At 59.5% G+C, this 18,088-nt stretch carries 18 protein-coding genes and 1 tRNA gene; 4 read left to right on the top strand and 15 right to left on the bottom strand.

The genetic code is table 11. From position 1 onward, the window contains the following. The 8 genes from VL003_RS12855 to tyrS all read right to left on the bottom strand — a co-directional run. The coding region (locus VL003_RS12855; protein ID WP_325443092.1) for a tyrosine-type recombinase/integrase at nt 1–518 on the bottom strand (518 nt) is incomplete at its 3' end. Nucleotides 519–696: 178 nt separating this feature from the next. Further along, a tRNA-Ser gene (locus VL003_RS12860) sits at nt 697–787 on the bottom strand. Between the two features lie 89 nt (nt 788–876). Beyond that, complete coding sequence (locus VL003_RS12865) at nt 877–1,503, bottom strand: riboflavin synthase (RefSeq protein ID WP_325443094.1); 627 nt, start codon at nt 1,501–1,503, stop codon at nt 877–879. 67 nt (nt 1,504–1,570) lie between these two features. Beyond that, nucleotides 1,571–2,740 (bottom strand): bifunctional diaminohydroxyphosphoribosylaminopyrimidine deaminase/5-amino-6-(5-phosphoribosylamino)uracil reductase RibD, encoded by a 1,170-nt coding sequence (gene ribD, locus VL003_RS12870; RefSeq protein ID WP_325443096.1) that lies wholly within the window; start codon nt 2,738–2,740, stop codon nt 1,571–1,573. 15 nt (nt 2,741–2,755) lie between these two features. After that, the gene (gene nrdR / locus VL003_RS12875; protein ID WP_325443098.1) at nt 2,756–3,232 is read right to left on the bottom strand and encodes a transcriptional regulator NrdR; all 477 of its coding nucleotides are present in this window, start codon (nt 3,230–3,232) and stop codon (nt 2,756–2,758) included. 46 nt (nt 3,233–3,278) lie between these two features. Continuing rightward, entirely contained in the window at nt 3,279–4,523 is a 1,245-nt protein-coding gene (gene glyA / locus VL003_RS12880) for a serine hydroxymethyltransferase (RefSeq protein WP_325443100.1), read from the bottom strand. 222 nt (nt 4,524–4,745) lie between these two features. Further along, nucleotides 4,746–5,384, bottom strand: a complete 639-nt coding sequence (locus tag VL003_RS12885) for a YbhB/YbcL family Raf kinase inhibitor-like protein (protein WP_325443102.1) — start codon at nt 5,382–5,384, stop codon at nt 4,746–4,748. A 10-nt stretch (nt 5,385–5,394) separates the two neighbouring features. Continuing rightward, nucleotides 5,395–6,624, bottom strand: a complete 1,230-nt coding sequence (tyrS, locus tag VL003_RS12890) for a tyrosine--tRNA ligase (protein WP_325443104.1) — start codon at nt 6,622–6,624, stop codon at nt 5,395–5,397. 130 nt (nt 6,625–6,754) lie between these two features. Between tyrS and VL003_RS12895 the strand changes: the two genes are divergently transcribed. Together VL003_RS12895 and VL003_RS12900 are read left to right on the top strand one after the other, a co-directional pair. Further along, nucleotides 6,755–8,137, top strand: coding sequence for a M23 family metallopeptidase (locus VL003_RS12895; RefSeq protein WP_325443107.1), 1,383 nt, complete (start codon nt 6,755–6,757; stop codon nt 8,135–8,137). A 14-nt stretch (nt 8,138–8,151) separates the two neighbouring features. Continuing rightward, the gene (locus VL003_RS12900) at nt 8,152–9,270 is read left to right on the top strand and encodes an anhydro-N-acetylmuramic acid kinase (protein WP_325443109.1); all 1,119 of its coding nucleotides are present in this window, start codon (nt 8,152–8,154) and stop codon (nt 9,268–9,270) included. Between the two features lie 31 nt (nt 9,271–9,301). Here the strand turns inward: VL003_RS12900 and erpA are convergent, their stop codons facing one another. The 6 genes from erpA to pmbA form a co-directional block, all read right to left on the bottom strand. Continuing rightward, complete coding sequence (gene erpA / locus VL003_RS12905; RefSeq protein ID WP_325443111.1) at nt 9,302–9,670, bottom strand: iron-sulfur cluster insertion protein ErpA; 369 nt, start codon at nt 9,668–9,670, stop codon at nt 9,302–9,304. A 72-nt stretch (nt 9,671–9,742) separates the two neighbouring features. After that, on the bottom strand, nt 9,743–10,525 hold the full coding sequence (locus VL003_RS12910; RefSeq protein ID WP_325443113.1) for a DUF6776 family protein: 783 nt from the start codon (nt 10,523–10,525) through the stop codon (nt 9,743–9,745). Between the two features lie 40 nt (nt 10,526–10,565). Continuing rightward, nucleotides 10,566–11,624: an N-acetyl-gamma-glutamyl-phosphate reductase gene (gene argC, locus VL003_RS12915; RefSeq protein ID WP_325443257.1), complete on the bottom strand. Its 1,059-nt coding sequence runs from the start codon at nt 11,622–11,624 to the stop codon at nt 10,566–10,568. A gap of 183 nt (nt 11,625–11,807) precedes the next feature. Beyond that, nucleotides 11,808–12,200, bottom strand: a complete 393-nt coding sequence (rpsI, locus tag VL003_RS12920) for a 30S ribosomal protein S9 (RefSeq protein ID WP_325443115.1) — start codon at nt 12,198–12,200, stop codon at nt 11,808–11,810. A gap of 9 nt (nt 12,201–12,209) precedes the next feature. Beyond that, nucleotides 12,210–12,638, bottom strand: a complete 429-nt coding sequence (gene rplM / locus VL003_RS12925; RefSeq protein ID WP_325443117.1) for a 50S ribosomal protein L13 — start codon at nt 12,636–12,638, stop codon at nt 12,210–12,212. Between the two features lie 293 nt (nt 12,639–12,931). Next, the gene (gene pmbA / locus VL003_RS12930) at nt 12,932–14,299 is read right to left on the bottom strand and encodes a metalloprotease PmbA (RefSeq protein WP_325443119.1); all 1,368 of its coding nucleotides are present in this window, start codon (nt 14,297–14,299) and stop codon (nt 12,932–12,934) included. A 61-nt stretch (nt 14,300–14,360) separates the two neighbouring features. Here pmbA and yjgA point away from each other — a divergent pair, with 61 nt between their 5' ends. Continuing rightward, nucleotides 14,361–14,924 carry a ribosome biogenesis factor YjgA gene (gene yjgA, locus VL003_RS12935; RefSeq protein WP_325443121.1) on the top strand — a complete coding sequence of 188 codons (564 nt, stop codon included), beginning with the start codon at nt 14,361–14,363 and terminating at the stop codon, nt 14,922–14,924. After that, nucleotides 14,921–15,595, top strand: a complete 675-nt coding sequence (locus tag VL003_RS12940; protein ID WP_325443123.1) for an alpha/beta hydrolase — start codon at nt 14,921–14,923, stop codon at nt 15,593–15,595. The genes yjgA and VL003_RS12940 overlap by 4 nt, the downstream gene beginning before the upstream one ends. 19 nt (nt 15,596–15,614) lie before the next feature. Here the strand turns inward: VL003_RS12940 and VL003_RS12945 are convergent, their stop codons facing one another. After that, nucleotides 15,615–18,080 (bottom strand): bifunctional acetate--CoA ligase family protein/GNAT family N-acetyltransferase, encoded by a 2,466-nt coding sequence (locus tag VL003_RS12945; protein ID WP_325443125.1) that lies wholly within the window; start codon nt 18,078–18,080, stop codon nt 15,615–15,617. Nucleotides 18,081–18,088: the final 8 nt, after the last annotated feature.

Below are 18,088 nucleotides of genomic sequence, written 5' to 3' on the forward strand. Positions count from 1 at the left end.
TGACCACAGGTCTGCAATGATCGCTTGGCAATGTCTAGCGCCCCACGCTCCCCAATGGCCTTGACCATCCTTACCACCTCGGGCGTCTGTATCTCGTCTATAGGGCGATTTCCCATGACAGGGAACACATCTGCTTCAAGACGCCGAATCACATACTCCGCATGCCGAGCACTACGCGCAGGCGACCAGTGCCCCCACCATTTCCTGGCAATGATCTCAAAGGTGTTATCAACGCTTCGCTCAAGATTGACCCTATCGGCTTTGCGCTGCTCCATCGGATCGATGCCTGTTGCCAACAGTGCACGAGCCTCATCAGCGGCCTGACGCGCTTGCGCCAATGACACATCTGGATAGACACCGAACGCCATCAGTTTCTGCTTCCCATCGAAGCGATAGGCCCAGCGCCAGAGCTTAGAGCCCGCAGAGGTGATGTGTAATTGCAAACCACGCCCATCAGACAGCTTTTGCAAGCGGGGGCCGGGCTTCGCATTACGAATGGACAGATCGGTCAGTGGCATGGCAGTTTGTTGGTATTTTCGCGATATCTCAAAGATAACATCAAAATACCAACAACAATACCAACAAACCTGTTGGCTTCAGGCGGATGCCGTTGGACTGCCCCAGAAACAAAAAACCCCGTAGATGCTTATTTCTACGGGGTTTTCGGTATGTTTTGGACTGCTTTGTAAAATTCGTTGGCGGACAGAGGGGGATTCGAACCCCCGATACGCTATTCACGTATACACGCTTTCCAGGCGTGCGCCTTCAACCGCTCGGCCACCTGTCCTATTTATGTCTCGCTTTGCACAAATTCCAAAGCGAAGTCCGCCATTCTAACAGAAAGCGGTTTCTTTTGGGTTGCAGCCTGCCCGCCCGTTACGCCTGCTTGGCCGCCAGCGACACCATGCGCTCGACATAGCGTGCAATGGTGTCGACCTCGAGATTGACGGCGGAACCCGCCTTCAGGTGCTTGAGCGTCGTAACCTGGACGGTGTGGGGAATAAGATTGATGCGAATGCGGCAGCCGTGGTCGTGATCGTCCACGCTGTTTACGGTAAGACTTACGCCGTTGACGGTAATAGACCCTTTGTAGGCCAGGTACTTGGCCAGATGCGGCGGTACGTCGATGCGCAGGTCCCATGACTCGCCCACTGGTTCGAACAAGGCCACGGTGCCCAGACCGTCGACGTGACCCGAAACCAGATGACCGTCCAGCGTGTCGCCCAGGCGCAGCGCGTGTTCAAGGTTGACCTCGCCGGGGGCATCCAGGCCGGCCGTAAGGTTAAGGCTTTCGCGCGAGACATCGACACTGAACGTGTCGTCGGCCAGTTCGACTACTGTCATGCAGGCGCCCTGGATGGCGATTGAATCACCCAGCCGGGTCGACTGCAACGAAAAGCCGGGCGCGTGTACGGTCAGACGCAGGCCGGCGTCCTGGTCGGCTTCGCGCAGGGGTTGTACTTTGATAATGGTGCCTATCGCCGCAACGATGCCTGTGAACATGAACTGCTTCCTTTGTGGTTCGAATAATCAATAAGCCAAGGCTGAGTTTACCCGGCGCCGCTTCGCACTAACCGGCCTGCACCGCACCCGACGCCGAGCCCAGCAACTCGCGCCAAACCTGGGGGCGCCGGGCCAGCAAACGCACATCAGCGCCCAACATGGCCGTATCAAAAAACTCAAAGCGCTGTGCTTGTTCCAATGCCTGCAAGACGGGCAGATCGGCAATGGGTCTGCCCCGACCCAATAACAGCGGCGCCATATAGACCAGCAACTGGTCGACACAATCGGCCTGCAGCAATGCGCCGCTGAGCACCGAGCCGGCCTCGACGTGCACCTCGTTGATGTCGTTCTGACCCAGCCATTGCATGACCGAAGGCAGATGCACGCGGTCTTGGTGCAGCGGCATGCGTATGACGGTTACGTTGCGGTCGGCCAGGCGCTGTGCCTTGTCGAGGTCGTCGCTGGCCGTGAATACCCACGTCGGCGTACCGTCGAACATGCGCGCATCAGGGGGAATCTGCAAGCCGGTGTCGATCACCGCCTTGAACGGCTGACGCGGGGTGGCGATGTCTCGCACATTCAGCATGGGGTTGTCGGCGCGCACCGTACCGGCACCTGTCAGCACCACGCAGCTGCGGGCGCGCCAGTGGTGGCCGTCGGCTCGCGCCTGCGGGCCGGTAATCCACTGCGACACACCATTTTCCAGCGCCGTGCGCCCGTCCAGCGACGCTCCGGTCTTTAGCCACACCCAGGGCGTGCCGCGCGTCATGCGTGCGACAAAGCCCGGGTTGACGGCCAGGACCTCTTCAGCACACACCGGACCGGTCACTTCGATGCCCGCAGCCTTAAGTTTTGCCAGCCCCCTGCCGCCCACCAGAGGGTTCGGGTCGACCATGCCCACCACTACCCGGGCGGGCTGAGCGTCTATCAGCGCATCAACACATGGCGGGGTACGGCCATGATGGCTGCAGGGTTCAAGCGTGACATAAAACGTGGCCCCCTGGGTGGAAACACCAAGTTGGGCCGCCTGGCGTAGCGCCATGACTTCGGCGTGCGGCCCCCCGGCCGCCTGAGTCGTGCCCGATGCCAGGAGTTCGCCGTTGCGCACGATCAGGCAGGCCACGCGGGGGTTGGGGGTAGTGATAAACAAGCATTCGCGGCTTAATGCAATGGCCTGTTGCATCCAGTACGTGTCGCTACCGTGCCCGGCAGGCTGCAATGAAGATAACTTGCTCATGCTTTGCGCCAGGCGCTAGGTAGCCTCGCCCTTGGGCTTGGAGGGAACTTTGATCTCATCGATGGCCCGCACGAACTCGCCGATGTTTTCGAAGCTTTTATACACGGAAGCGAACCGTACGTAGGCCACGTGATCAAGCTGACGAAGCTCGTCCATGACCAGTTCGCCCAGGCTGCCCGAACTGATTTCGCGTCGTCCGCTGGTCAGCAATTTTTCTTCGATGCGGGCCACGGCGGCGTCTACGTCTTCGGTGCCGACCGGCCGCTTGCGCAGCGCCAGGTTAAGGCTGGCGCGCAGCTTGACGGGGTCGTATTCGGTGCGCGTGCCGTTTCGCTTGACCACCGCAGGCATGACCAGCTCGACGCGCTCGTAGGTGGTAAAACGCCGATCACAAGACGTACAGCGCCGGCGGCGACGAATGGTGTCGCCCTCTTCAGAGGCCCGGGAATCGATGACCTGGGTGTCAAAACTGCTACAGAAAGGACATTTCATGGCAGCGCAACCCGGGCAGGCAAGCTGCCCGGGCGATGAGGGTTGGCTAGCTGTAAACCGGCAAGCGCGCGGTAAGTTCGTTGACCCGAGCGCGCACGTCGGAGATGGCCGTTTCGCTGTCGGGGTTGTCGAGCACGTCGGCAATAAGGTGCGCAGTCAGTTCGGCTTCGCCTTCTTTGAATCCGCGCGTGGTCATGGCCGGCGTACCCAAACGCACGCCGCTGGTGACAAAGGGCTTTTCAGGGTCGTTGGGAATGGCGTTTTTATTGACCGTGATGTGGGCCCGGCCAAGCGCTTCTTCGGCGGCTTTTCCGGTAATGCCCTTGGCGCGCAGGTCGACCAGCATGACGTGGCTTTCGGTACGGCCCGAGACGATGCGTAAACCGCGCTCGACCAAGGTGTTGGCCAGCACCTGAGCATTTTTGATGACCTGGGCGGCGTAGTCTTTAAACTCGGGCTGCAGGGCCTCTTTGAACGCAACGGCCTTGCCGGCGATGACGTGCATGAGCGGGCCACCCTGTATGCCGGGGAAAATGGCCGAATTGACGATTTTTTCGTGCTCGGCCTTCATCATGATGACGCCGCCGCGCGGCCCGCGCAGCGACTTGTGCGTGGTGCTGGTGACGAAGTCGGCAAAGGGCACGGGGTTGGGGTAGGCGCCGCCGGCCACCAGGCCGGCATAGTGGGCGATGTCGACCATGAACAGGGCGCCGTTGTCGTGTGCGATGCGTGCCATGCGCTCGAAATCAATACGAAGCGCATAGGCCGACGCGCCGCCCACAATCAGTTTGGGCTTGTGCTGTTTGGCAAGCTGCTCAAGCTGGTCGTAGTCGAGTTCTTCTTTGTCGTTCAGGCCGTATGAGTGGAAGTTATACAGCTTGCCCGAAGCGTTGACCGGCGAACCATGGGTAAGGTGGCCGCCTTCGGCCAGGCTCATGCCCAATACTGAGTCGCCCGGCTTAAGCACCGCCATGTAAACGCCCTGGTTGGCTTGCGAGCCCGAGTTGGGCTGCACGTTGGCCGCTTCGGCGCCGAACAATTGCTTGAGACGGTCGATAGCCAGTTGCTCGACCACATCGACGTGCTCGCACCCGCCGTAATAGCGCTTTCCGGGGTAGCCTTCGGCGTACTTGTTGGTTAGCTGCGTACCCTGCGCCTGCATCACGGCAGGGCTGGTGTAGTTTTCTGATGCGATCAATTCAATGTGTTGCTCTTGACGAACGTTTTCTTTTTGAATGGCGGCCCACAATTCGGGGTCGACTTGGTCAAGAGTGCGTGAACGGTCAAACATGGGGCTTCCTATTGGTACGGTATGGCGCAATTACTGCTTGGCAAGATCGCCATTTTAGCGCGAATGCGCGACATTACCTTGGGAAAGCCGCCCGAAAGCACATAAAAGCGGGTTTTTGGCCCTGCCGCACACCGCTGCGCCAACCCGGCTCAAGCCCACATGAGCAGGATTCATGTTGGCTTGGCCGAAGCGCTGGCCAGGGGCCCCGGCAGATGGAGTGATTTAGTCTGCGCTGGGAAGCAAGCGAGGGTTTAGCGTATATAGCCCGGTAATGCTGGCCTGTGCCAGCACGTGCCCCTGAATGGCCTTGAGCACGTCGGCGCCCGTAAACGCACCCTGGACGGGAACTTGCGGAATATCAAGGGCATAAACAGTAAAGACATACCGGTGAACGATGGAGTCGTTCCAGGGGGGGCAAGGGCCGTCGTACCCGAAGTAGTCGCCGTTCATGTCACGGTCGGCGGCAAACCAGCCTGTAAAGTCGTTAAGGCCCTGCCGGGTATCGTTGGGCGCCACAGGGCCGCCCTTGCCGCGCGGTGTAATGCCGCTTGCATAGGCACCCTCGGCAATTTCGGTAACGCCGGGTGCGATATCGACCAATACCCAATGAAAGAAATCAACACGCGGCAGGTCAACCGGTATTTCGCGCCCCTCTTGGTTGACGTCGTCAGGCTTGCTGGGCACGTCGGGGTCGTGACAAATAATGGCGAACGACTGCGTACCGGCGGGCGCATCGGACCATGCCAGATGTGGATTGGCATTGCCCGCCAGGGCCACATGCGCCGGGCCGTCTGCCTTGCCGAAGGCATTGCGCTCGGACATGAACAACTGATCGACGAATGATGTGCTGGTGAGCTTCATGGATACTCCTTTAGCCGTTGAGTGTGACTCGGGCAAACTTGCGCTTACCCACTTGTACCACATAGGTCCCGGCGGAAAGCTGCAGGCTTTTGTCTTCGATACGCGTGCCGTCGACACGCACCCCGCCCTGCTCGACATTACGCTGAGCCTCGGCCCCTGACGCGGCCAGACCGGCCTCGCGCAACAGCTTCAGGATACCCAACGGCGCACCGCCAAGCTGAACCTCGGGCATGTCGTCTGGAATGGCGCCGTCGCGGAACCGGGCCTCGAACCGGGCCAACGCCTCGGTGGCGTCTGCCGCCGAGTGAAAGCGCGTAACGATCTCTTGGGCCAGCATCACCTTCATGTTGCGGGGGTTTGCTCCCTGGGCCACCTGCTCTTCGAGCTTGGCGATGTCGGCCATGGGGCGAAACGACAGCAGCTCGAAGTACTTCCACATAAGCGTGTCGGAAATGGACATGAGCTTGCCGAACATGGAGTCGGGGCTTTCGGTGATGCCGATATAGTTGCCCTTTGACTTGGACATTTTATCGACACCGTCGGTGCCTTCGAGCAAAGGCATGGTCAGAATGCACTGCGGTTCTTGCCCGTACTCTTTTTGCAGTTCGCGCCCAACCAGCAGGTTGAACTTCTGGTCGGTTCCGCCCAGCTCGAGGTCGGCCTTGAGGGCGACCGAGTCGTAACCCTGCATGAGCGGGTACAAAAATTCGTGCACTGAAATGGGGATGCCGCTCTTGAAGCGGCGAGTGAAGTCTTCGCGCTCCATCATGCGCGCCACGGTGTAACGCGAGGCCAGCTGGATCAGGCCTCGAGCGCCCAACGGGTCGCACCACTCGGAGTTATAGCGAATTTCGGTGCGGGCCGGGTCGAGCACCAGGCTGGCCTGAGCATAGTAGGTTTTGGCGTTTTCTTGAATTTGCTCGGCGGTAAGGGGCGGACGCGTGGCATTGCGCCCGCTGGGGTCGCCGATCATGGAGGTGAAATCGCCGATCAGGAAAATAACATTGTGGCCGAGGTCTTGCAGCTGCCGCATTTTGTTCAGCACGACAGTATGACCAAGGTGGATGTCGGGTGCGGTGGGGTCCAGACCAAGCTTGATGCGCAGAGGTTGACCAGTTTGATGGCTGCGAGCCAGTTTTTGCGCGAACTCTGATTCGACCAAGAGCTCGTCACACCCCCTTTTTACGACGTTAAGATCGGCTTCAACTTGAGGCGTAATGGGTAGGGGCGTAGACGGCATAAAATTTCTAAATGATATAAAAAACAAAAAACACTCGATAAAACCGAGTGAATACGCTAGCATAACGCGTTAATGTGCGTTTCGGAAAGAAACCCATCTAACCCGACACCCATCCTCAGGCCCCAGCTTTATGTCCAAAACAGGGAAACCCACTGCGCCCCTGCAGGCCGACAACACATTTGTCCGCCGGTCCACCCGCCACCACTACCTTACCAGAAGCCTGGCTACTTTCGCGCTGGGCTTGTTCGTTGCCGCAGCGGCGCTGGCCGTGGTCAAGCCCAACAGCTACGCCGACCTGCCAACGTTCACCGAAACCAGTCGCAGCCTCGCATTACCCACGCCGTTCCCGCAGCCCCCTTCCACGTATTCCTCTCCCTTCATCGACGAAACCCGCATTCAGCCCGGCGACACTGTGTCAGCCCTGCTGCAGCGCCTCGATGTCGATGAATCGGGCCTGCTGGCATTTTTAACGCACGACGAATCGGCGCGGTCCATCTATAAGCTGTACCCCGGCCGTACCGTGCAGGCCGCGCTCGACGAGCACGGCGACCTGGCCTGGCTGCGTTATTACCATACCCCCGCCTCTACACAGAACGGAACCTCGGTATCGCGTTGGCTCGAAGTACGCCCCGACGGCAAAGGCAGCTTCACGGCCACCGAAGAAGCCGAGCAAACCGACACCCATGTTCGTGTCGCCGAAGGCGAGATCACCTCGTCGCTGTTTGGCGCCACCGACGCAGCCGGCATCCCCGACGCGATCACCTTGCAGATGGCCGAAGTATTGAGCAGCAAAATCGACTTCATGCGCGATCTGCGCCAGGGCGATCGCTTCCGTGTCATCTACGAAACACACAGCGCCCAAGGCCGCGATGTCGGCTCGGGGCGCATTCTGGCCCTGCAGTTCGTCAACAAAGACAAAACCCACGACGCCGTGTGGTTCAAGGCCAGCGACAGCAGCGGCGGCTATTATGATTTCGAGGGCCGCAGCATGCGCGGAGCCTTTCTTCGCTCAGCGCTCAAGTTCAGCCGCGTCAGCTCTAACTTCGGTCAACGCAGGCACCCCATACACGGCACCTATCGCAACCACAACGGAACCGACTACGCCGCCCCCAGCGGAACGCCCATTCATGCCACTGCCGACGGCACCGTTACGTTTATTGGCACTCAACGCGGCTACGGCAATGTCATTATCTTGCAGCACCACGGCAAGTACACCACGCTTTACGCCCACCAGCGTAATTTCGCCAAGGGTCTGAAAAAAGGCAGCAAGGTCGAGCAAGGGCAGCTTATTGGTTATGTCGGCGCCACAGGCTGGGCCACCGGGCCACACCTTCATTACGAGTTCCGCATTGGCAGCAAGCACGTCGACCCTCTTTCGGTCGACCTGCCCGTCGCCCGCCACCTCGAAGGCGCCGACCGCGTCGCTTTCAATAATGTGCTTGCCGGCTACAAGCAACAAATCGACATGCTGGCTGCGCTTCAAGAAGGCCAAGTTCAGCTAGCCAGCCGCTAGGCTGCGGCGGCTGCATGCCCGGTTTCAGTCAAGCACCGCTCTTCATCGGGCTTATGTCGGGCACCAGCACCGACGGTGTCGATGCGGTGCTGGCCGACTTTACCCATGTTTCTGCACCCCGCATTATGGGCAGCGTTTCGCTGCCCATGCCTGCAGCCTTGCGAGCCGAGTTTCTTGCTCTTAACCGTTCCGGCCACGATGAGATTGCGCGGGCAGCGCAAGCCGGCAACCAACTGGCCCGGCTGTATGCCCAAGCCTGCACGCAACTGCTGGAAAGCAGCGGTATTGCACCCGAGCGCGTCTGCGCCATTGGTGCACACGGGCAAACCGTGCGGCACAACCCGAATGCCGGCTATTCCGTGCAGATCAATGCGCCGGCCCTGCTGGCCGAACTGACCGGCATCGATGTCGTGGCCGACTTTCGTTCGCGCGACATTGCGGCAGGCGGCCAGGGTGCGCCCCTGGTGCCGGCGTTTCATCAGTCTGTATTTTCGTGCAACTACACACGGGTGGTGTTGAACCTGGGTGGCATTGCCAACATTACCATTCTAGAGCCCGGTCGGCCGTTGGTTGGCTTTGACACAGGACCGGCCAATGCGCTGCTTGACCTGTGGTGCCAGCAAGTAACCGGCGCCCTGTACGACGACAACGGTTCGTGGGCAGCCTCGGGCACCACCAGCCCCCCGTTGCTTGCCGCCTTGTACGACGAAGAGCCTTGGTTTGCGCTACCGCCTCCAAAATCCACGGGGCGCGACCTTTTCAACGAGGCGTGGTTATTAGCCAGGCTCGAGCGATTTCGTGCCACGGGCCTTTCGAATGCAGATATACAAGCCACCTTGCAAAGCCTGACTGCAGTCAGTGTTCAAAACGCGGTAGCCATACATGCACCGAGCGCACGCGAAGTATTGGTGTGCGGTGGCGGTGCTTTCAACCAGGGGCTTATGAAAGAGCTGCGGCGACGACTGGGTCTGCCCCTGCGTCCCACCAGTGAATTGGGCGTGCCTGTACAAAGCGTGGAAGCCTTGGCTTTTGCGTGGCTCGCGCTTGCCCATATTTCGGGCATTGACGCCGGCGTACCAAGCGTAACGGGCGCCAAAGCACCCAGAGTGCTTGGCGCCCGTTATCGGGCCTGACGGCCGAAGAATGTAGGGTTAGCGGCGCTGCTTATGCAGTAAACGACGAACCGCAGCCACACGTAGACGTGGCATTGGGGTTGCGAATAACGAACTGCGCGCCTTCGAGATCGTCTTTGTAGTCGATTTCGGCGCCGAACAAATACTGAAAGCTCATGGGGTCAATTAACAGCTGAACGCCTTCTTTGTCGACCGTGGTGTCGTCTTCGTTGGTGGTTTCATCGAAGGTAAAGCCGTACTGGAAGCCCGAGCAGCCGCCGCCCTGTACGAACACACGCAGTTTGAGATCGGGGTTGCCTTCTTCGAGGAGAAGGTCTTTGACCTTGGCCGCAGCTGCGTCGGTAAAGACAAGAGCCGGCGGGGGGGCTTGAAGATCGACGGATTGGGTAAGGGTGGACATTGAGTACTCCGGTAACCGTGGCGGCCACAATAAATTCAGTCTGAAACGACTTATATACCTACATTGTAAGGTCTATTCGACCGATGGCAAGTTGACCTTGCGCGATATACGAAGGGTCTTGCCTTCGAGAACGTTAAGTGTAATGGCGTCGGGCTTGAAGCCTTCGGGTATGTTCAGCAGGCCTTCGCTGCGCTGAAATTGCTCGAACCGCAAGGCCAACGGCGCCTGCTCGGAGTCTTGGAGGTCGGCGTCAGAAACATCGGCATCAACCACTTCGGCGCCCGGTGCCGTAGCGGGATCAAGCGGTATCTCTACCTGTTTACCCTGAAGGCTGCCCTGGGCCACAAACTGCATTTGGCCGGCAAACTCATCGGCCCCCGGGGTATTACGCATGAGCACCACCTTATATAACAAAGTGGGGCCGCGCTGCTCAAAATCAAGGGCGCGTATGCTGATCGACCCATTAGGGCCGGGAGGCAACAGCCGATCAAAAAACGCCAGCTGTTCGCGGGCCTTGCTTAGCTCGGCCTGGGTAGACTGAAGTGCCACCTCGAGGCTTTTACGGGTGCTTTCCTCGACCAGCATCTGGCCGCGCAGCGTGTCCATGTCTGCTTGCAGGACCTGATAATCGTGGCGATGCTGGGCAGTAACGACCTCGTGTTGAGACTTAAGCTCTTTATACCTGTTTGCGGCGGATTCTTCGCCTAGGGTGCCGGCCAGATAAAAACCGCCGGCACCACCAAGCAGCAGCATCAAGGGCATGCAAAGCCAAAGCCAAATTCGTGGGTCACCCCAGCGCCCCCGGTCGGCGCTCTGTACCTTGCTGTCTTCAGACCCGGATTGCAAGTGGTTCATGTATCAACAGACCATGCCGGAGCTGAAAAAGTTCAGTGCCCTAGGGCAGCACCGCAATGGCGCCCAAGCCGGCGTCTTCGGGCAGGCCGAACATGAGGTTCATGTTTTGCACCGCTTGACCGGACGCGCCTTTTACAAGGTTGTCTTGCACCACCAGCACCACTAACTGATCGCCGTTACCGGGACGATGCACGGCAATGCGCAAGTGGTTCGAAGCCCTTACCGAGCGGGTTTCGGGCATGGATCCGGACGGCATCACGTCGACGAAGGCCTCGTCGGCATAGCGCTTTTCGTATAAGGCCTGAAAGTCGGTGTCCAGGGCCTCGGGCAGAATGCGGGCGTAAAGCGTTGAAAACATGCCCCGTATCATGGGTACCAGATGGGGCACGAAGGTAAGCCCCACCTTGCTTCCGGCGATTTTTTCAAGTTGTTCGGAAATTTCAGGGTGATGGCGGTGGCCGGCCACGCCGTATGCCTTGAAGTTATCGCCCGCCTCGGAGTACAGCGTTCCCACCGAAGCAGTACGCCCCGCGCCCGACACCCCCGACTTGGAATCGGCAATGACATGCCCGGTGTCTATCAGCTTGCGCCCTTGCTCGAGCAAGGGCAACAAGCCCAGAATAACGGTGGTGGGGTAACAACCGGGGTTACCGATGACTTTCGCCTGCGCGATTTTTTCGCGGTTGAGCTCGACCAGACCGTACACGGAATCGGCCAGAATTTGCGGGCAGGCATGAGGCATTTTGTACCACTGCTCAAAAACCCCGGTATCTTGCAGGCGAAAATCGGCCGCCAGGTCGATAAGCCGCACCCCTTTATCCAGCAGTGCTTGGGCCTGGCTCATGGCCACACCATGGGGCGTGGCAAAAAACACGACGTCGCATTGATCGAGGGCCGCCGTTTCGGGGGTCTGGAAGCAAAGCTTGACCTTGCCGCGCAAGCTGGGATACATGTCGGCCACCGGCATGCCGTCTTCTTTGCGCGAGGTAATGGCCTTGAGCTGCACATTGGGGTGCTGCGCCAACAATCGCAAAAGCTCGACGCCCGTATAACCCGTACCGCCGACAATACCCACCTTGATCTGACTACCTGCTGCCATGACGCTGCCCCAGAAAGAATCGCTGAAAACTAGATTATGCAACATGCGGCGCGCCCTCGGCGGCGCCGTCAAGAAACAATATACAAACCCGCCGGAATAAAAACGCCAAAGGCTCCGACATAAGCCGGAGCCTTTGGGCTGCGAAGGCAACGGCGGCGAACCGCCATTGCACCGCTTGGGCGATTAACGCTTGCTGAACTGCTTGCGGCGACGTGCCTTGTGGAAACCCACTTTCTTGCGCTCGACTTCGCGCGCATCGCGAGTAACCAAGCCGGCCTGCTTCAGCGAGGGCTTGAGCGTTTCGTCGTAGTCGATGAGCGCACGGGTAATACCGTGACGCACCGCACCTGCCTGACCGCTTTCGCCGCCGCCATGAACGTTGACGTGGAAGTCGAACGATTCGAGGTGGCCGGTGAGCTCGAGCGGCTGGCGCACGACCATGCGGCCGGTTTCACGAGCGAAGTATTCGTCGACAGGCTTGCCGTTAACAACGATCTTGCCCGAGCCTTTTTTCAAGAACACACGTGCGACCGAAGTTTTGCGGCGGCCGGTGCCATAGTTCCAATTACCGATCATGACCTGTCCTTAGATTTCCAGAGGTTTGGGCTGTTGCGCGGCATGGGGATGCTCGGCGCCGGCATAAACCTTGAGTTTCTTGGCCATGGCGTAACCCAGCGGGCCCTTGGGCAACATGCCCTTGACCGCCTTTTGCAGGGCGCGACCCGGAAAACGCTGTTGCATTTTCTCGAAGTTGGTTTCGGTAATACCGCCGGGATAGCCCGAGTGGCGGTAGTAGCGCTTGTCTTGCGCCTTGTTTCCGGTAACGACGATGTCGGCCGCATTGATAATGACGATGTAATCGCCGGTGTCAACGTGAGGCGTAAATTCTGGTTTGTGTTTGCCGCGCAGACGGTGTGCGACTTCGCTGGCCACACGACCCAGGACTTTGCCCTTGGCGTCAATCACGTACCAGTCACGCTTGACTTCATGCGGCTTGGCCACGAAGGTCTTCATGATGGTTCCTGATATAAAAAAATTATTAAACTGCAAAAAGGGATATTCGGGTTTATTCCCTGGGTTTAGTCCGGGCCTATTCCGGGCCTATTCCGGGTCTTTTCCCCATACCCTTCTACTTTTCGCCTAAGCGTTGTACGTTCGCCCGTGCAAAAAATCTGTACTTGCCCACCCATTAAAACTAGGGGCAAGCTCTCTATATTAGCATAAAGCATGGTTTTTTAAAGGCTTTTCGCGCGCAATGCCAGCAGCTGGCCGCGACAGTCCTCAACGGCTGGCCGATACAACGTCGCTTATTGCCCGGCGATAGACATCTGCTCAATCAGAACGGAGCCCGTTGTTTTAGAGCCACGTGTAATCGTGTCTGCCCCTACCGCAACAATCTGGCGCAGCATGTCGGCCAGGTTGCCGGCAATCGTCACCTCTTGAACAGCGTGCTGAATTTCGCCGTTTTGCACCCAGTAACCGAATGCGCCACGCGAATAATCGCCGCTGACATAATTGACCCCTTGCCCGATGAGTTCGGTAACCAAAAAGCCCGTGCCCATTTTGCGCAGCATGGCCTGAAAGTCGTCGCTTGGCCGGGTTAATCGGGAAGACAGCCTTAGGTTATGCGAGCCGCCCGCATTGCCCGTGGTGCGCATGCCCAGCTTGCGCGCGGTGTACGTCGACAGGAAATAGCCTTGCAGCACGCCCGACGCCACGACGTTGCGCGCTTGCGTACGCACGCCCTCGTCGTCAAACGAAGAACTTCCCATGGCTTCGGGCACAAACGGGTTCTCGACCACGCTTAAGTGGTCGGCCATGACCTGGCTGCCCAGAGAGTCGAGCAGGAAGCTGGCCTTGCGATACAAGGCTCCGCCGCTGGTCGCCTGCACCAGCGAACCCAACAGGCCCACCGCAAGAGGGGCCTCGAACAACACAGGGAAACGGCCTGTTTTGATGCGTCGCGCTGAAAGGCGGGCGAGGCTGCGTTGCGCCGCATAGCGACCGATATCTTGCGGGTTGGCCAGGCGACGTGGATCGCGCTGCGAGCTGTACCAGTAGTCACGCTGCATGTTTGCGCCCCGACCCGCAATCGGCGCCACTGAAATCGTATGCCGCGAATACGGGTAGCCGCCCAGGAAGCCTCGGCTATTGCCCAGCACGAAGTGGCCTTCGAATGTGCCTACCGAGGCGCCGTCAGTGTTGGTGACCAAGGGGCTGACCCGGCGCGCGGCACGTTCGGCCTGCAAGGCCAGTTGGGCTGCTGCCTGGGTGTCGATGTCCCACGGATGGTGCAATTGCAGGTCGAGAACGTCGGTAGCCAGGAACTCGGCATCGGGCAGGCCGGCAGCAGGGTCGGCCGCCGTATAGCGCGCAATGTGCCAGGCTGCGTCGACGGTCTCTTTCAGGGCCTTGTCTGAAAAATCGGACGTGGAAGCCGAGCCGCGCTGTTGGCCCGCAAATACAGTGACGTCCAGTGAACGGTCGCGCGTCTGCTCAACCGTTTCAATGTCTTGATTGCGTACCGAAACCGACAAGCCGCGGCTTTCAGACAGCTCGGCCGCGGCATCAGAGGCGCCAAGATTTTTGGCGTAATCAAGTGCTTTTTTAACCAGCTCACGAAAAACTTGCTGGTTTTGTTCGATAGGTAGGTGGGAGTTAGATTGGTCGCTCATTGCAGCTCGTAAATATATTAGCCAGTTATCATATCGCTAATCTCAAAACATTTTGTCCGCCATGGCGCCCGAATCTACAGAACCCGACAACGAACCCGGCAGCGAGTTCGGCTACGACCGCCCCAGCAAATCGCAAGTAAAGCGTGAAATGCACGCCCTGCACGACCTGGGCAAAGAGCTGGTCGACCTGCCCACCGACAAACTAAAGCAGCTTCCGCTTTCAGAAGCCTTGTACGAGGCCATTCGGCTGGCGCAACGCACCACCAGCCGCGAGGGCCTGCGCCGCCAGGTTCATTATGTGGGCAAGCTCATGCGTCATGCCGACGCCGAGGCCATACGTGCGCAGCTTAGTGTCTGGCAGCATGGTTCGCGCGCCGAGACGGCCGCCCTGCACCGCGTCGAAGCCTTGCGCGATTTATTGCTGCGCGACGACAACGCCCTGACCGAATTGCTTAACGAATATCCTTCGGCCGATATTCAGCCATTGCGCACCCTGATTCGCGAAGGCCGCAAAGAGGCTGAACGCAATGCCGCCCTGCAACCGGGTCAAGAGCCCCAGCGCAAACATTACCGCGCCCTGTTCCAGGCCCTGAAACTGCTTAACGACGCAAATGATTCCGAATGACACCAACACTGCTTGACGCCCTTGAAATTGAAACCGCCCCCAACCCAACCCATGCCGTCATCTGGCTGCACGGCCTGGGGGCCGACGGCCACGACTTCGCGCCCATTGTTCCCGAATTGAAGTTGGGCAACACGCCCGCCGTGCGTTTTGTGTTCCCGCACGCACCGGTTCAGCCGGTCACCATAAACGGCGGCATGGCCATGCGCTCGTGGTACGACATACGAAACGCCGACCTTGCCCAACGCGAAGACGCCCAGGGCATACTGCAGTCGCAGCAAATGGTGCAGGCCTTGATCGCACGCGAAAACCAGCGCGGCATTCCTTCGCACAACATTGTGCTGGCGGGCTTTTCGCAAGGCTGCGCCATGACACTGCAAACAGGCTTGCGCCTGCCCCAGAAGCTGGCCGGGCTGATTGCGCTTTCGGGTTACTTGCCGCTGGCCCAGACATTGCAGGCCGAGCGCAATCCGGCCAACCACGAGACACCCATTTTCATGGCGCACGGCACGCAAGACCCGGTCGTACCCCTGCAGCGTGCACAAGACTCGCACCGATTGCTGCAAGAGCTGGGTTATTCGGTAGACTGGAAAACCTACCCCATGCCGCACTCGGTGTGTCTTGACGAAATCAACGACATCGCCGCTTTCTTGCGAAAAGTACTGGCGGCCTGAAGGGTTAACTGTTCTAGGCTTAATAAAACCGGTCGACCGGGCCCAGGTCAAGCCACACACGCCGGGTCCCCGGGTCGTCTTCGACGGCGTCGTTACGAAAACCCAGGCTTTCCAATAGACGCAGCATTGCCCGATTGGTGCTAAGCACATAACCGTCTATATACGACAGGCCTTGTATGCGCGCCGCCTCGATCAGGCCTTGCATCAGCACGGTTCCAAGGCGACGACGCTGCCAGTCGTCGCCCACGACCAGGGCGTATTCGGCGCCGCGCCCGTCGGGGTGCCGCAAGTAGTGGGCAAAGCCGATTATCTGCTCGCGCAGCAGCCCGCGATGTTCGGGCCTGGGTACCTGCACGGTGGCCACCAGCGCCAGTTCGCGGTCGTAATCAATACGCGTGTAGCGGGCCAACATGCGCGGCGTAAGCTCACGCAACATGGAAACAAACCTCATGTAGCGGGCCTCGGCAGAAAGGCCGCGTATGAACTCTTGCAGTGCCTCGGCGTCTTCAGGGCGTATGGGGCGCATTGTCCATTCTCGCTCGTCGTCGAACCTTTTGTTTTGCACCAACCCGCGGGGATAGGGATGAATGGCCATATGGCGATACCCGGAAGAATCGGGCAACACCAGCACCGGCGCGGACGACAGGTACACGTGTACTGAATGGGCGGTGACGTCGGTGCTGCCGGCCACCAAAGGGTCGAGCACCACGCTGTCGACTTCGGGCAGCTCGCTAACCAGCTCGGAAATGCGCTCGAGCGTTTCGCGCAGGCTGTCAAAGGCGGCCGGGCTCATCTCGCGCGACAAAACGCGGGTCCAGATGAAGCTGCGCTCGATCAGTTGCCGAGCCAGAAAGCTATTGAGCGGCGGCAGCTCGACCGCCTGATCGTTGACGGAAAGGCCCCGCGTGCCACCCCCGCCGAACTTGATGTATGGGCCGAAACGAGGGTGCTGCCGCGCGTGGATGGACATGAGCGGCTCGTCGGGTGCCCAGACGCCGCCGGCGCCATCGATTGCGCGCCGCAGAGGCAGTTGAAAACAATCGAACAGCTCCCAGCATTCGGCCGGAGTCAGCTCGGCTCGGCGTTCGGCACGTGCCTGGGCAACCAGGGCACGTGCGTGATCCAGCAAAGGCTGACGACGCAACGGTTCGGGCGGTAGTGTCTGTTGCGACAGCAACTGGCTGTAGTGATAAGAAGCCAGCACGCCAAACGCATTGGCGGCGGACTCGGGCGTGCGGAACGCGGGCGCACCGACCTCGTCCAGCATATGACGCAGGTGGCGCGCCGAGTCTTCGCCCAGAAAGCAGGTAATGACCGGTTTACGCGCAGCAGATGCTGTGCGCACCAGCTGCTGCGCCACGCTGGTCATGTCGCTAAGCGGGTCGGGAGCGATCAACATCAACACGCCGTCTACGGCCGCGTCGGACGCAAGAATATCAACCAGGGCCTGCACGGTTTGTGGGGTAAGCGGCACCGAGGTCGTGACGGGGTTGTGCACCTGCGCCCCCGGCTCGAGCAGACCTTGCAAGGACTTGACCGTGTCCTTGCCCAGTTCGGCGCGCAACACCGAAAACCCCGGACCAATGACGGTCATGGCCAAGTGTGCTGCGCCGTCGCCGTTGGAAATCACGGCGATTCGGCGACCGCGGGGCCAGTTGGCGTAGCGCAACACCTTGATGGTGGAAAACAGTTGTACAAAATAAGGTACCCGCACCGCCCCTACCCGCCGAAGCAAGGCGTTGAATACCGCCTCACCCGCCTCGGATTCCTGGTCGAGCCGGCCTGCCTTGAGTACGACCACGGGCTTGACACTGGCCGCCGAGCGCAATGCGCTGGCCAATGGTCGTGCCGTGTACGTGTCTTCTAAATACAAGGCAATGCTTTCGGTGTTGCGGTCGGTGGCCAGATAATCAAGCACCTGCGAGACCTCGATGCCCGCTTCATCCCCAAGGGAAACGACTGAAGAGAACCCCAGACGGGCGTCGACCGCCCAATCGAGCACGGCCGCAACCAAGGAGCTTGATTGCGCCACCAGAGCCACATTGCCGGGTTCGGCCATTTGCGCAAAGTGGCTTAAGTTAAGCCCACGCGAAGGGTTCTGCACACCGAAAGAGCGCGGGCCCAGCAAGGCGCAGTCGTTCAGCCGCGCCCAGCTTCGGCAATACACCATGTCTTCAAGGGCGTTCTCGGGGGCGCTGTCGGTAGCCAGCAAAATGACGGCGCGAGGCCGGTGCACGCTGATGGCGGCAAGCGCCTCGGGCAACTGTATTGAATGAACGCACAGCAAGGCCAGATCGACGCGATCGCCCGCCTGAACCCCCGCAAGCGTGTCGGGCACTTGCACGGGGCAGGTGTCTTTATGTCGAACAAAGGTAATGGCAGACGCCAGCGATTGGGGCACGCTGTGCTCGAGCGGAAGCGTACGGTGACTGACCACCAGCAATGATCGCGGTTGAAAAAGCGCGGCTAGATGATGACGCAACATAACGCCCC

Source organism: Pusillimonas sp., assembly GCF_035515275.1.
In the GTDB taxonomy this organism is placed as follows: Bacteria; Pseudomonadota; Gammaproteobacteria; order Burkholderiales; family Burkholderiaceae_B; genus Pusillimonas.